The 14818-nt window shown below is 56.4% G+C and carries 11 protein-coding genes; 1 reads left to right on the top strand and 10 read right to left on the bottom strand.

Features of this window, described 5'->3' with window-relative positions:
- Positions 1–136: 136 nt before the first annotated feature.
- From AB1644_05010 to AB1644_05050, 9 genes are all read right to left on the bottom strand, one after another.
- On the bottom strand, positions 137–1984 hold the full coding sequence (locus AB1644_05010) for a S8 family serine peptidase (protein ID MEW6050406.1): 1848 nt from the start codon (positions 1982–1984) through the stop codon (positions 137–139).
- A 21-nt stretch (positions 1985–2005) separates the two neighbouring features.
- Positions 2006–3070, bottom strand: coding sequence for a hypothetical protein (locus AB1644_05015; GenBank protein ID MEW6050407.1), 1065 nt, complete (start codon positions 3068–3070; stop codon positions 2006–2008).
- A 323-nt stretch (positions 3071–3393) separates the two neighbouring features.
- Positions 3394–4908 (bottom strand): NapC/NirT family cytochrome c, encoded by a 1515-nt coding sequence (locus tag AB1644_05020; GenBank protein ID MEW6050408.1) that lies wholly within the window; start codon positions 4906–4908, stop codon positions 3394–3396.
- Between the two features lie 191 nt (positions 4909–5099).
- Positions 5100–5654 (bottom strand): 2'-5' RNA ligase family protein, encoded by a 555-nt coding sequence (locus tag AB1644_05025; GenBank protein MEW6050409.1) that lies wholly within the window; start codon positions 5652–5654, stop codon positions 5100–5102.
- Positions 5655–5690: 36 nt separating this feature from the next.
- Positions 5691–7139, bottom strand: coding sequence for an OmpA family protein (locus AB1644_05030; GenBank protein MEW6050410.1), 1449 nt, complete (start codon positions 7137–7139; stop codon positions 5691–5693).
- Between the two features lie 49 nt (positions 7140–7188).
- Positions 7189–8448 carry a SpoIID/LytB domain-containing protein gene (locus AB1644_05035; GenBank protein ID MEW6050411.1) on the bottom strand — a complete coding sequence of 420 codons (1260 nt, stop codon included), beginning with the start codon at positions 8446–8448 and terminating at the stop codon, positions 7189–7191.
- Positions 8449–8477: 29 nt separating this feature from the next.
- On the bottom strand, positions 8478–9680 hold the full coding sequence (locus AB1644_05040; protein MEW6050412.1) for an anhydro-N-acetylmuramic acid kinase: 1203 nt from the start codon (positions 9678–9680) through the stop codon (positions 8478–8480).
- A 1-nt stretch (position 9681) separates the two neighbouring features.
- Complete coding sequence (locus AB1644_05045) at positions 9682–10683, bottom strand: glycoside hydrolase family 3 N-terminal domain-containing protein (GenBank protein MEW6050413.1); 1002 nt, start codon at positions 10681–10683, stop codon at positions 9682–9684.
- A 40-nt stretch (positions 10684–10723) separates the two neighbouring features.
- Positions 10724–12283 carry a sensor domain-containing diguanylate cyclase gene (locus tag AB1644_05050; protein MEW6050414.1) on the bottom strand — a complete coding sequence of 520 codons (1560 nt, stop codon included), beginning with the start codon at positions 12281–12283 and terminating at the stop codon, positions 10724–10726.
- A gap of 190 nt (positions 12284–12473) precedes the next feature.
- Here AB1644_05050 and AB1644_05055 point away from each other — a divergent pair, with 190 nt between their 5' ends.
- Positions 12474–14138 (top strand): carbon starvation CstA family protein, encoded by a 1665-nt coding sequence (locus AB1644_05055; protein MEW6050415.1) that lies wholly within the window; start codon positions 12474–12476, stop codon positions 14136–14138.
- Here AB1644_05055 and AB1644_05060 read toward each other — a convergent pair.
- Positions 14135–14683: a DUF3592 domain-containing protein gene (locus tag AB1644_05060; protein MEW6050416.1), complete on the bottom strand. Its 549-nt coding sequence runs from the start codon at positions 14681–14683 to the stop codon at positions 14135–14137. The two genes, AB1644_05055 and AB1644_05060, sit on opposite strands and share 4 nt — an antisense overlap.
- Positions 14684–14818 lie beyond the last annotated feature (135 nt).

A 14818-nucleotide genomic window follows, 5' to 3' on the forward strand; every position in this document is an offset into this window, starting at 1 on the left:
AGGCTAGCATTATACTCCAGCATTCTAACACAGTCAAACTGATATGAGGCTGATTCTGGTGGAGGATGACCAGAAACGAATAAGGTCGGCAGCCTCGTGTCCACCGACCTTCTATATAGTAGCCCAATTACTCAATTCAGAGCTTGAAGCAGGGCTTTACTGGCAGTGGGCCACCGAAGGCAAACCAGTCTATAAAATACTGGAGGTCGCTGTTATCAACAGTACCATCGCAGTCACAGTCCGCGAGCGCTGCTGAAGGGAATATCTGCCCACCGAAAAAAAGGTAATCAACGATCACTGAAAGATCGCTAATGTCGAGCAGACCATCGTTACTGGCATCACCGTGCGACAGTGACAGTACCGCCCCGAAGGCATCGACCCTGCCATAGCCATATTGGGTAGTGAAGCGGGAGTTAGTCCCCCAATCAAGCGTCGTATCCGCCGACTGTTTTAATATGTAGTAGACAGAGTTCGAAGAAAGGCCCGGATCCTTGGCCAGCACCAGGGCTGCCGCTCCTGCTACAAGAGGACCGGTGGCCGAAGTACCACCAAACTTGCAATCGTAGTCGACGTCATTCGGGCTGCTGCAGTTCCAGGTGACCGAGTAGCCACAAACTGACGTGACATTCGGGTTGAATCCTGCCGTACCCATCTGATCTAACGTCCAGACGTCCCCCTGCAGACAGAAGTTACCGCTCGGCGCGACCACGTCCAGGTCACCACCATAGCAACTGTAGCTCCAACGGACGTCATTCAGTTGCAGCGCGCCAACGGCGAAACAGAACGGTTTGTTTGAAGGATATAGCACGTAACTGGTACCGGCGTTACCAGCCGCAAATATCACAGGGCACCCCTTACCGCCTCTCCCAAACAGCGAAGCCCTCTCCAAGGCATCGTTGAGCACTGGGAATCCGTCTCCGGTAAATCCGTATCCCCAGCTATTCGAAAGCACATCCGCACCGCTCTGGTAGGCATAGGATATTGCGTCTGCTACCCGGGTGACGTCTGATGTTCCAATGCCATTGTCATCGAATATCTTGACAGGCAGGATCTCGACTGCGGGGGACATCGAGATGACCCCGCTGCCCGTGTTCACGCCCGAGAGGCTGTCCGTGGTGTGAGAGGCGCCAATGATACCTGCGCAGCCCATACCATGTGCCTCCAGATTGCCCGGAGCCGGATTGTCATCGTATGGAGTGCCTGCAATACCAGAGAAATCTCGGCCAGGAAGAACACGAGATTGCGGCAAATCCTCGTGCGTGGTAACGCCGTCATCGACCACTGCAACTACGATAGTATCGATGGCACCGTGTATGTCCCAGACAGAAGCTGAATTGAAAGCTCCGATGACCCGTTTCAGGTGAAACTGGCTCCCGTTGTAACGGTCATACAGTTTGTAGGTGAATCGCACCGGGCGAATCCCAAAAATCGGGTGCGAAAAACGCACTCCTGCCGCGTCGTGGAGATCGTTGGCCACAGTCAGCAGGCGTTTGCTGCCGGGGTCGGCGTTTCCCAGCACGTAGCAGTCCGGCAAGTACTCTAACTTTCGAGCAATAGCGGCACCATAATTCGCAGCAGTAGCAGCGACCGCTGATGAATCCATCCAGTCCTCAAAACCGGCCACCAGTTCACTTCCAACTGGAGCAGGCACAGTGTCTGACAGGTAATAATACGGCTCGGCTGCCTCAATACCGATGGAATTGTTGAGCGTATCCAGAAAGGCATAGAGGTCACCTCCTGCTCCAATTACCACGGCAAAAAAGCCGTTGATCATGTTGCTGTCCGGCGTCACGTAGCGAAGCCGGGAGTGCATGTCGAAAACCTGCTGCAGCGGAATCGTTGTGTCGAACTTGATGGCAATCACGAAGCTGTCTACGCGAAGCGCTACCGGCCCGACGCTTCCGTAGTATGACTCGGCTTTGGCAAACACGAAGGTGGCCATAATGACCGAGCATGCCAAGCTTATCCATTTGAGAAATCGCATAATCCCTCCTCAGTCTGAGATTCATCTCCCAGTCTGACATTTGATGTTACCAAACCATGCCTTCTGATCAAAATAGTAGTAATTGGTTATGGTCTGACCTGGAACATCGAAAACGACCACATCCATGCCGTTCACCGCGCGCGCGCCCACCAGCGACTTGCCGTCGGGCGATATGGCGATCGGACCAACGGGTAAGTAGTCTCCCAGCACAGAGTCGTCGGCCAGACCTCGCGTACTCACCTCCTTTACCGTATTTGTGGGGATGTCATAAACATAGAAAGCCGAAGGGGCAGGCGGGCCGATCAGCATCGTCCCCGGATTAGTGAAGAACACATTGCTGCCGTCGGGTGAAACCACAATCCAGCCACCTCCCGGAGAGAAATCTGTCCGGTAGATCAGCGAATCGCCGGCCACGTCGTAGACGCCAAAAGAGCACCCAAAGGCATCCCAGCGGGAGTACAAGAACCACAGTTTCTCATCTATCGACGGAACTGCCTGGATGATGCCACCCGGCATAACTTGAACGCTCTTGCGGGACAACCGGAAACCACCGCAGAGGTCGAGCTTCGCTACTTCCCTTTCAGGCGTACTACCGTCTATGTAATAGAGCGTCTGACTATTCCTCGAGAAAACCCCATTGACAGCATACGCTGAATCGTCCGAGTAGATTTGTGAGTATTCAGGAATCTGATACAAGCGCACCCCAAGGCGCTGCTCGCCGAACAGGGCGACATATTTTCCATCCGGTGAGACAGCCGTGGTCCAAGTAGGATATGGCAAAGTACGGATGTACTCATCAGTTTCGATCTTGTACACGGACATATAGCCGCCAGATGTGACATAAAGGTATCTGCCGTCGGCTGATACATTCTGTATTCCTACGTGCAACGTGTCATTGACTGTGTCCAGCACCCCTGTAGCGGGCGCAAATCGAAGCAGGATTGGCCCACTCATGTCGTTGGAGTAAAAATAGTAATTCTTCGCACCGGGTCTTGGCCCGACCGGGTTGTCGTCGCAACTTACCGGTAGTAGCACAACCACGCCGCACAGCAACAAACAGACACGTTGCAGTGTCTTCGTTCTCATGTCCATTAAGCCTCCCGAGGTGTTCCCCTCGTCTTGTTTCAAATATAACGAATACCCCCGCGTGTCAAGAGGAAAATCAAGATTTTTTTGTCCATGCAACGGCGACCAAGGTGTTTTCTGAAACTGACAGAACCTGCCACAAACTGACAGAATCTGTCAGTGCGTGGCACCTCACAAACGGCAATCTTACTGCGTCACAATACATTGGTGAAATACATCCATTTGCATTCGCTGACAGATTCTGTCAGTTTGCAGTCCCCATAAACAACAAGCCCGCCTTGCGGCGGGCTATGTTACAGATTCCACGGCAAATAAACTCTATCTCAATACCCCGACTCCGGCGTGTGGCAGTCGGTGCACTTGGCCTCTTTCCAGGCATCGTCGATATCCTCCGGATGCTGGAAATCAAGCCCGGCAATATCTTGCGCCAGATCGTGCACGTTCTCCGACGGCCCCTGCGCCACGATCAAGTGGCAAGTCCGGCAGTCGTTCTTGATCGTTTCCCCCTTGTCGTTCACTTTCTTGTTGTCGTGGCAACGGAAGCAGCCGTCGTTGACAAAGTGGCTCAGGTTGTTCTCCCGCGCCCGATAATCCGTTTTCATTTCCGGGAAGAAGTTCTCGGCATAGATAGTCTGAAGGGTTCTCGTGGCCTGCTCGATGTTTGCAGCCTGTGCTTGAGCCACATCGGGACTGTTCTCCTGATAATAATCCTTCAGCCCGCTGCCGATTTTCGTCTGCGCATCTTCCCGCGTGCTGTACTGCGCGTTCAGCAGATCGAGCCCCACCTGCCGCACCGACGGCAGCGTCGGCGATATCTGTCGCGTGGATAATGCCAGATTCAGTGCCGTCGCCGGAGCCAGAAACTTGTGGCTGGGCCGGTTGTGGCAGTCCATGCAATCGAACTTGCGGATTTCGACGGTCGGATCGGCTGTATCCGGTATGGATGCATCCGGGTCCGTGAACACGGATACCGTGCCGTCCCGTTTGGTGATGCGCACCCATGGGATGTTTTGTCGTTTGGCGTCGGTGGCAATGTATTCAACTTTGTTTTCCGCCAGCATGTGCCAGTGTATTCCTTCCAACCTGCCGGTGCGCGGATTGCCGCCGCCGATCTTCACCAGCAGATTGATCGTCCATGGCGAGTTGGCTTCATCGGTGCGGTAATAGGTCTTGGTGACCAGCTTCTCGCCGTAAAACTGCCGTGGCCAGTGACACCCCTCACAGGTCTGTTGCGCCGGGCGAAGGTTGCTTACCGGTGTCTGTATCGGCCGTTCGTAGGTATCAAGCGCGGTGCGCCAGAGCTGACGGGTACCATCCAGTTTGGATTTTACATAGAACGATGCTCCGGGTCCGATATGACAATCGACGCAGGGAATTCGGGCATGCGGTGAATTCTGGTAGGTGACATATTGCGGCTCCATCACGGTGTGACAGGTCTTGCCGCAGAACGCCACCGAATCGGTGGCCTCATACGCGCGATAGCCACTGTAGGCAACCAGAAGCACCAGCACGGCTGTCAGCCCCAGAAACAGCCACAGGTTGCGCATGTAGCTGGGGTCCGAGGGATCGATATAGAGATTGAACCGAACCCTCTCGCCGCGCCGGTGCGCCTGACGGACCTGGACCACGACCGCGATCAGGAATAGTACCACGCCAATCGTCACAACAGCCGGCGAGATAACAAATGTCACCAGCGAGGTGTACGGATTCTCGGCCGGGGCCGCCAGGTCGATAAGGAGAAGAATCAGGAACAGGAACCCGCCGGCCATGACGAGGGCTCCACCCAATGCCGCCAGCGGGTGGCGATATAATGTCCGTTTTCTCAGTATCTCGTTCACTGGCCTCTACTCTCTACGGTCCGGTATTTTGCTGGGGGGAATATACGTGCTCTGACGGTACGTGCAACAGGATTGCTGGCCCATTTTCCCCGTGAATCGGTGCCTGCGAACCGGGGCATTTTATCCGCAAATCCGGGAGAGTGCGTCGGTTGCACGAAATACATACGAGCTGGTATGTCAATGCTCGTGCATCAGACGGCGACCCCTAAAGGGAAGCTGCGCACGGAAACCCACTGGCGGTCGGCGACCGGAGAGACCAGATTCAAGGTGGTCACCCTGAAACTCTCCTCAGGGAGGTACGGGACGATGCGCTCTTTGACCATCACCACGCGGTGGGGCGAGATCTCACGGGCGACAGTCACGTGCGGGACAAACTGCTTGTGGGGAAGCGCCAGGTCCAGACCAGTGTACAGCGACTTGTACAGTTCATCCAGATTGGGGTGCCGATTGACCTGCCAGTATATCAAGGGAAACCCCGGATAGAAATCACCGATCGATGACAGCTCGAGCGGAAACGGGCCGATCCGGTCGGTTACGGGCTTGATAACGCGCGAAATATCGTCAAGCGACCTGGTGCACTGAAACGGAAAAACGACCGTCACATGTGCGGCGATGACCGAATGATCCGGGTCGTACTGGCGGCGGAGCGGCGCGATGACCTCGTCGAGCCCCTCGGGGAGCAGGATGACCACCGCGTACTTGTTGGTGACCCGGCGGTCCAGTTCATCGCTGTTGTAGCCAAACATATTTTGGTGACCCACACAACCCGCGCCAGGGTGGTCTCATTTGAAAAACTGTATCTCGATCCGACGATTCCTGGCTCTTCCCTCGGCCGTGCTATTCGATGCCAGGGGATTGGTCTCGCCGCGACCGAACGGCTTCATTCGTTCGTCAGGCACCCCATACGCTACAAGGTAGTCACGCACGCGGTTGGCTCGCTTCTCGGATAGCCGCAAATTGGCCGCATCGGTGCCAATATCATCGGTGTAGGCACTGATTTCAAGCCGAATATCCGGCACCACCGACAACAGCGCCGCCAGTTTCTGAAGTTCGCTTTTCGCTTTGGCATCGACCTCAAACGAACCGGACATGTAATCGATATGGAGGATCATCGGCTTGGCGAAGATGGCCAGATCGACACATCCGTATCGATCGACTTTGACACCAAACAGCGTATTGGGACAATCATCGAGTCCATCAGGCACCCCATCCTTGTCCGAATCGACGGGGCATCCGGTGGAATCGATGACTGCACCGATCAGATTACCCGGACACTGATCGCGAAAATCGGGCACGCCGTCGAAATCGGAATCCACCGGGCAGCCATGAATGTCGACGCGCCCGCGCGCTTCACTTGAGGTGCCAGGACAATCATCGAGACCATCGGGCACGCCGTCCCGGTCGTTGTCGACCGGACAACCGTGGTTGTCGACAATCACGCCGCGCGGCGTAGCCAGGCAGGTATCGTCTTCGTCACGGACACCATCCCCGTCGGCATCGCCGACCGCACGCTGCGCCCGTCGTATGTCCGACGTTCTCTGGTTCTCCTGGTTCGCCTGCGGCAAGCGCCAGTCGTCGGCATGCTGGCTCCGTCCGAACCGCAGGTTAATCGACAGGGTACCGCCAATGAGCCAGCGATCGCGGGCAGCATCGATCTCAGAGGCAAAATTGGCTCCCGCGCCAGTGAAGTAATCGGCGCGCAGTCGACTCTCGATGAATGCGCGGGACGAGAGGGCAAAGAGAAACCCGGCAGAGGCGCCGACAAACAGTTCCGAAGCTTTGAAGGCGAGCTTTCCCTGATGCTCGTCGACCGTCTGGAACGTCGTGTCCCCCGCCGGGTCAATTATCTTCCACAGCGTCATGCCGCCGCCGGCGCCAAGCGCAATGTTGAATCGACTCTGCGGTGATAAGAGCAGTCGCTGCAACGAACCCGCCACCCGCCAGGCGGTGAAGTCGACTGCCGCATTACTTTTCAAAGAGCCGATCGCGCTCGTCGAATCCCCCCCTGTTGTATTCGATAGTGTAACGCGGGAAGCATCGAGTGTCAAGCGCCAACTGCGGTCGAGATGATATTTGATGCTCGCACCATACGTCGCACCAATCTTGAAATCAAGAACCGAGCCGCCAGTCAACATATCGGCTCCGCCGTATGCGCCCAGCGAAAACTCTGCGCCGGAAGAGTCCAGTCCGAAACAGACAACCAAACTGACAAGCACAATCAGACTGCGCATGACGACAACATCGATAGATGAAATAGTGAAATCAAGAAAAACTCGGCGCTCAGTAGAGCTTCTTGAGATCGATCCCGGCGTAGTAGTGCTTCAGAATCTGGTCGTATGTCCAGCCGGTGCGCGACCAGCCGATCGCGCCGCATTGACACATCCCGACCCCGTGACCGTAGCCGCGCCCTTTGATGGTCACCTCGTTCAGTCTTCCCGCGGCATCGTGCTCCGTCAGCGCATCGAATCGATCCGAAGGGAGGATGAGATCCGGGTTTGACGTTCGGCCGATCACCCACCGTATGCGGTCCTTGTTGAAATGGTAGACATCGGTTTCCGTCCGCACCACCAGCCGCTCGACGCGGCCGCCGGGTGTGCGAGACTGCACAGTAATATCGGTGATCGGTGCGATGCGGATATCACGACCCCGATCGCCGGACAGATATTGCTCGATCCGCCCCCGCAGCTGCTTCTCGGTGAATACCTCCTGCCAGGTGTAGTATTTCGACCAGGAACAGGCGGCGCTGTCATCGACAGGCTGCAGGTAGGGCAGCTCTTTTTTGTCCCACACCTCGGCAATGTCATCGGTCATCCCGCCGCAGGTGGAGTGGTAGTAGGCGCTTATGAAATCTCCCTGATACATTGCCACGTGGCCGGCCGTCTGCTCCACGCCTCGATTAACCAGCTTGTCCTCAACCTCCATCCCTTCGTAGAGCTGATCGACGACCGTCGACTTGACATCGAATGGTTCGCCAACATACTGCTGCAAATGAGCGATAGCGTAGGTCCGGGCCGCTACCGCCTGCGCCTTGATGGCTTCCAGTTCGTTTTCATTCCGCTTGCCGATCTCGGGAGGCACCACACCCTTGAGGTAATCCTCCATGTAGACGACATTGATCACCCGGATATTCTGACCGTACGGCAGCACCTTGAGAATGCCGCGGTATCGTTTTTCATCGATGCGAAGCGGCGAGTTGTTGCCGCGCGGAATCAGGTTGACCTCGTCCAGTCCCTCCTGGATCGGATTTCCCCGATTGTCCTCGACACGAAGTTTTCGGCCGTCGACAGCCACCCGAACCGATCGGCTGGAGAAATAGACTGCTTGCTGTTCGCCGGTCAGACACTCGACAGCGAATGACCCCTCGCCCCCCAGCGTGACATCGGCGTTGTTCTGGTCGATCAGCACCCGCACGAACGGCACGCGGATCACGGGCGTGACCAACTCGTCTTTGAGTCCCGGCACCGAGGCGCAGCTCCAGATGAGCACCATAAGAAACAGCGCCATGCCGAGGCGAAGAGACCATTTGCCAACGGTCGTCACGACTGCGATTCCTTGTCTAAGAAAGGTCCTCATGCCATTCTTGTCGGCGGTTGAACGATTTTCCCGAGCACCGGCAGCATCCTTTGCTTTTGGCCGGGCACAAAACGCGTTTGGAGCGGCTCGGATCGAAGGCAGGCATATCCCATCGCAGCGTATGACGAGGCCTCGACCAGACCCGGGTCAATGCCGAGCGAGGATATCGATTCAATCGACAGCCCCGGAAATAGTTCGGCCAACCGTCGTTTGAAATATGCGTTATGTACCCCACCTCCGGTCAAATACAATTTGTCGACCCGCCGGTCCCTTTGAACAATCGGTTTCAGCCGGGTATATATCCTCGCCACGGTCAATTCCGCCGCCGTGGCCATCAGATCGTACTTGGCAAGACGAAGCCTGCGACCGATCTTTACAATATCGGCGATCAGCGCGGGCCCAAACTCCTCTCGTCCGGTTGACATTCTCCTACCCCCGAAGAATCCGTGTGACAGCAGGATAGAGAGAAGCCTTTCGGATACGGCTCCGCGCATAGCGAAATGCCCACGGCTGTCATACGACTTGCCAAACAGCCTTGAGGCCAGCAGGTCGCACAGGACATTGCCGGGCCCGGTGTCTGCCGCCTGGACGTCAAGTCCGGAACGGTCGGACGGGAAATAGAAGAAATTGGCCATGCCGCCAATATTGACAATCACGCGCGATTCTTGCGGATGACCGAACAGCTTTGCCATCGCCGCCACCGTAATCGGCGCCCCTTCATGTCCCAGCGCTATATCGGCTTGGCGGAAATCTCCCACCACCGGGAGGCCGGTCGCCACAGCAATGCAGTCAAGAGAACCAAGCTGCATCGTTCCGTTTACTCGATAACCGGCGAAAGAGATTTTCCGCGGAAGATGTCTCACGGTCTGTCCGTGTGACGCCACGGCATCGATCGCAATTCCCTGTCGCCTGAGTTTCAACATCAACGCTTCTGCGGTCCGGCCATAGAACTGACCCAGAGCGTTGTCCAGATGGAGAATGGAACCAATGTCGGCGCTTGCCATCGACGCCGCACTCAGCACGGCCGTTCGAAGTGCCTTTGGATAACGCACCATGTGACCGGCAACAAACCGGATTGCAGGTCCGCTCGGATTGGTAGTGAACCGTAACACCGACAGGTCAACACCATCGGCCGAGGTACCGGAGTTCATGCCCAGAACGGTCAGGCGGTAGCGACGCGACAATGCCGTCAGTGTCATGTCAGCGCAGCACCGACCGTCCAAGCTTGAATTTGAGTCCGGCGATCCGGTCGAGCGACATGGTCACTAATGTCGTATCAATCTCGCCGCGCCGCAAGGCATCAGTGAAGAAGTCATAGGCCTGAAACGCGGCTTCATAGTCTTGGCCGAACAACAGCAGGTCATGCCCGGCAGTGAACGCCGCCAGTGTCCGCTCGCCGATATCACCCAATGCCGCCGCCCCTTTCATGGTCAGGTCATCCGTGATGACGGGACCGTCAAATCCCAGTCCATCGCGCAAGAGGCGATTGATGATCTTCGCCGATCCGGTCACGATCCTGTCATCGAGGGCAGGCAGAAGCAGATGCGTGGTCATGATCAGATCGGCGCCGGCCTCCACCCCGGCCACAAATGGCCGTTTTTCCCGCTGTTCCCAGACGAATTCATCATAGTCCGCAACACTTGTTTGAAGGTGCGGATCGTTCCTGGCGGCGCCGAGCCCGGGGAAATGTTTCAAACAAGACAAGAGACCCCGCTCCTGCGAGATACGCACCGAGGCCCGTACAAACGGACTGACCTGTTCGGCGCTCGAGCCGAAACACCGGTCGCGCAAACAGGCATTCTTTGAATCCAGGTACAGGTCGGCTACCGGCGCCAGGTTTAGGTTGATACCCAGCGCTTCCATATAGACGGCGGCGCGGGAATATTCTTCCTCGAATCGCTCTATACCTTCGATGGCATACGCTGATGCCGCACGGTACTCCACCGGCGCCTGCCTGAGGCGGCACACCCGCCCCCCTTCCTGATCGATGGCGATGAACGGCAGGTAATTGTTATAGCATGACTTGATGGTCTCAATGTTCTGGCGGGCGAGTTGATGCGTGGCACAGTTATCGGCAAACAGAATTACGCCGCCGATCCGCTCTTCGGCAATGAAGCTGAGGAACGGGGATGGCGGGCGCTCGCCCGGAAACCCCATCACAAAGAGCTGCCCGATCTGCTTTCTGAGTTTGTCAACTGTCATATGCCCGCGTCCGTTTCTGCCGCCCTTTTTTCGGCGCCGTCTAAATTGTACACACGGCGTTCTTGCCTGATCCCTTGGCACGGTAGAGGGCCTGGTCGGCCACCGAGACGAGTTCCTCGTGCGAGCGTCCATTCTCGGGGAACGCGCTCACACCCACCGACACGGTCACTTTGACCTTGCCGGCCGCTCCGGTGTCGATCACCGTCTTCTCGATCTGCTCGCGTATCCGCTCGCCGATATTGGCGGCCTCCCCTTCCGGCGTCTGCGGCAGAATGACGACGAACTCTTCACCGCCATACCGCGCGAAAATATCAACGTCGCGGATGCACTTCTTGATTACCCGCGACAACTCCTTCAACACCAGATTGCCGACCTCGTGCCCGTACGAATCGTTCAGCTTCTTGAACCAGTCGATATCGACCATGATGATCGACAAAGGCAGGTTGTACCGAAGGGCACGTTTCTTCTCCTCCTGGAGTTTCTGGATGAAATAGCGATAATTAAACGTCTCCGTCAATTCATCGATCATGGTCAGCTCTTCGGTGCGCTTGTGAAGCTCGGCGTTCTCGAGCGCCAGCGCCGCCGATCGCGCCACGATCGACAACATCTGGACATCCCGTTCCTTGAAATGATCCGTCTGGTCGGCTTCCGCGATCAGAATACCGTTGGTATGCCCGTGCGTGGTCATCGGCACGATCATCACGGAGTGGGCTCCCTCGTGGATTGGCCGGTGATCCTGGCGATCCCGCACGTTTTTGATACGGATCGCTTCATGCTGCTGCGACACCCGGCGCAAGAGCTCGGTGTCCTTGTCGTCGATCGCTTTCAGGTGAAAATTGTGGTTCCGGTCATGCGCCCGGGCCCGGTAATAGAAATGCCCCCACTTATCGGTGAACACGAGCGCGTAATGGCTGTATTGGAGGGTCGAACCCATGATCCGCATGACCTCGTGCACGACGCCGTCGGTATCGAGGATGGCGGCCAGAATTCGGCTGTTTTCATAGATGACCTCAAGCTGTGCCTGCGATTTCTCAAGTTCGGAGGTTCGAAGGTTCAGCGTGTCGAACAGCTTCATGAGCCGGGTCTCTGATTTGCGCAGGAACTCAGAAGCATACGACAGTGCCAGATAGAACACCCACATGAATCCAAGCCGCATGGAGAAATCGAACAGATTGTTTACGTCGATCTCGGACATCACGACAACAACATACAGCGCGGTGGTCGCCACGACCACCGCCGAGGCCAGCCAGACACTGAGCATATAAGCCGCCACCGCGACCGTCAGATAGAAGAGCAAATAAAACGACGAGTTGACGCCGCCGGTCAGCAGAACGAACGCCGGCACGAAGATGAGGTCATAGACGATAGTTGCCAGATATGCCAGCTTGACATCGAATTTCCCTTTGATCGCCACGAAGAAGACCAGAAGATGCGCTGCGAAGGTGCCGCCGAGGATATAGAGGAAGGTGGCATCTTCTTCACGGTAATCCCCCACGACCAAAAACCAGGTGACACCGAGAAGGGTCATCAGCCTGGTAAGCAGATAGATAACATCTATCCGCGGCAAGAGGGTCTTGTTGCGGTCAAGAAAAAGCTTCATCGTTCCCTGCCGGACATCTATGAGAATATCGGCATTCGGTGCGGTTTATTTATTGCAGGGAAAGAAGTTAGAACGAGTGCCGGATTATCCTCAATTGACCTGATAGACCTGGCGCCGCGGCGAGATTCGCTTGGTTTAACCGTAAACAACGTCTATATTGGCGGCAATAACACAGCCGTCGATTTGACCCATGAGTCTTGTTCTCCTCGCGATTGTCTTCCTTACGGTCTTGACCCTGGCATATCGCTTTTATGGCGGCTGGGTGGCACGGCAGGTGAGTCTTGATGACGCCAAACCAACCCCTGCCCACGAGGTCAACGATGGTCGCGATTATGTCCCCACGCGACTAATCTATCTGTTTCCTCAGCATTTTTCTGCTATCGCGGCCGCGGGGCCGATCGCGGGGCCGATCTACGCGTGCATGTCGTTCGGATGGCTCCCCTGCCTTCTGTGGATCGGACTGGGCGTAGTCTTGATTGGAGCCGTGCATGATTTCTCGAGTCTCACGGCTTCGGTTCGACACGGCGCCGGGTCAATTGCGGAGATCGTCCGGCAACATCTCGGAAAACGGGCCGGCATTGCCATTATGCTATTCATCTGGATCACCCTCGTGTACGTCGCAGTGGCGTTCACCGCCATGATCGCATCGAGTTTTGTCACAGCGCCGGAGGAACTGCAGGGAATCCAGACCAATTTTCACCCAGGAGGTGCTGTTGCGGCGGCCAGTGTGATGTATCTGCTGCTCTCAGTCGTGATGGGGTTCGTTCAGCGGTTCCTCAAGCCCCCCATGTGGCTGTTGACCGTTATATTCGTCCCCGGAACGCTGGTTGTTGTGTGGCTGGGGACGTACTTGTCTCATGTGCTTCAATTTGGCATCGGAACATGGGGAATTCTGATACTGGCGTACTGCGCGGTCGCATCGGTAGTGCCGATGTGGTCGCTTCTGCAACCGCGCGGTTATCTCGGCGGGTTCATCCTTTTCATGGCGCTCGGTCTGGGCGTGATCGGCATCTTCTTCGGCGGTTACGAAATCAAACAGAGCGCGTTTACGTCGTGGAATATCGAGGGGGCCACCGGCGCGCTGTTTCCATTCCTGTTTGTCACTATCGCCTGTGGCGCCTGTTCGGGGTTCCACGGTCTGGTCTGTTCGGGGACAACATCGAAGCAGGTTGATCGCGAATCGCATATCCGACCGGTCGGATATGGGGCCATGCTGGCCGAGGGATTCGTGGCGTTTATCTCGCTGGTGACTATCATGATCGTTTCTTCGAGTGATATCAAAGGGCTCGGCCCGGCCACCATCTACGGTCGTGGGTTGGGGGAATTCCTGACACTGATAATCGGAAAAGAACATCTCGGATTCGCCATCACGTTCGGCGCGATGGCGTTCTCGACGTTCGTGTTCGACACGCTCGATGTCTGCACCCGTCTGGGACGCTACCTGCTTCAGGAACTGACCGGCTGGCGCGGACGATGGGGGGCCCTGTTCGGCACTCTGGTGACAGTCGCGATTCCGCTGCTCCTTGTCTGGTCCTCGCAGGAACAGGGCTGGCGGGCATATTGGACACTGTTCGGAGCCGCCAACCAGTTGCTTGCGGCAATGACGTTGCTTGCTGTCAGTGTATGGCTATACAAGGCCGGACGGCGAGTCGCCTACGTGTTGCTGCCGATGTTGTTTGTGCTGGTGATTACACTATGGGCGCTGGTCAGGCTGTCGATTTCTAACTTCGCGTCGTCGGCCACGAGCCAAGTGGCGATTGTGAATGGTGTTGCAGCGGTGACGCTGATTTGTTTGGCGCTGTATCTGACAGTCCGGTCGACTCTGCGGCTCAGACAGCCGGCTGCGAGCAGCTAATTTCCCTTCTTCATTCGTCCCGCTCCATACCCCACCACCCAAAACACTCCGAAGCCAAACAGCAATCCGCCAAGACCGAGTTTGCCGTAGACGTCCCAGGTCGGACCAACACGGAGGCCCGATCGAGCGGGATTCAATGGGTCATAATGCACAGTCACAGGGCGTCCTGGTGGATACTCCTTCGCCAATGTCTCCGCCACGTTGTACTTGCTGTTGCGACCGCCGAACGGGGGCGTCTCAAGAGTCGTGCTGTCCGTGTATACCACTCCGTTCACCGCGTATTGGTACACGATATCGGGTCGAAAGGCACGGGTCCCGATAACACGCGATGATACCACTTCCCCCTCAGTAGTGGGCCAAGACCGATGGGACATGAAGACCGTGAGTGTCCGCGATTCGGTGTATGTCAGAACCGGCCCCGCGACGAGCAACAGTATTCCGAACACGAGGGTCACAGGACGAAGGTTAACGAGCCATCGACGGGCACCAATTGCGGCCAACAGTCCGACTATCCCAGCCAATCCCAGAAACACAAGCCCGATCATATATCCCTATAATGCGCAAACCCGTTTACTTGTGCCAGCGGCCCGTCCAGCTGACCTTGCTATCAATACCTGACATCAGCCGGCAATCCGCCCCTTGACAACAGCTTTCAAACATCCTTTTCTTTCCCTATGGCA

The organism is Candidatus Zixiibacteriota bacterium (assembly GCA_040753875.1).
In the GTDB taxonomy this organism is placed as follows: domain Bacteria; phylum Zixibacteria; class MSB-5A5; order GN15; family FEB-12; genus DATKJY01.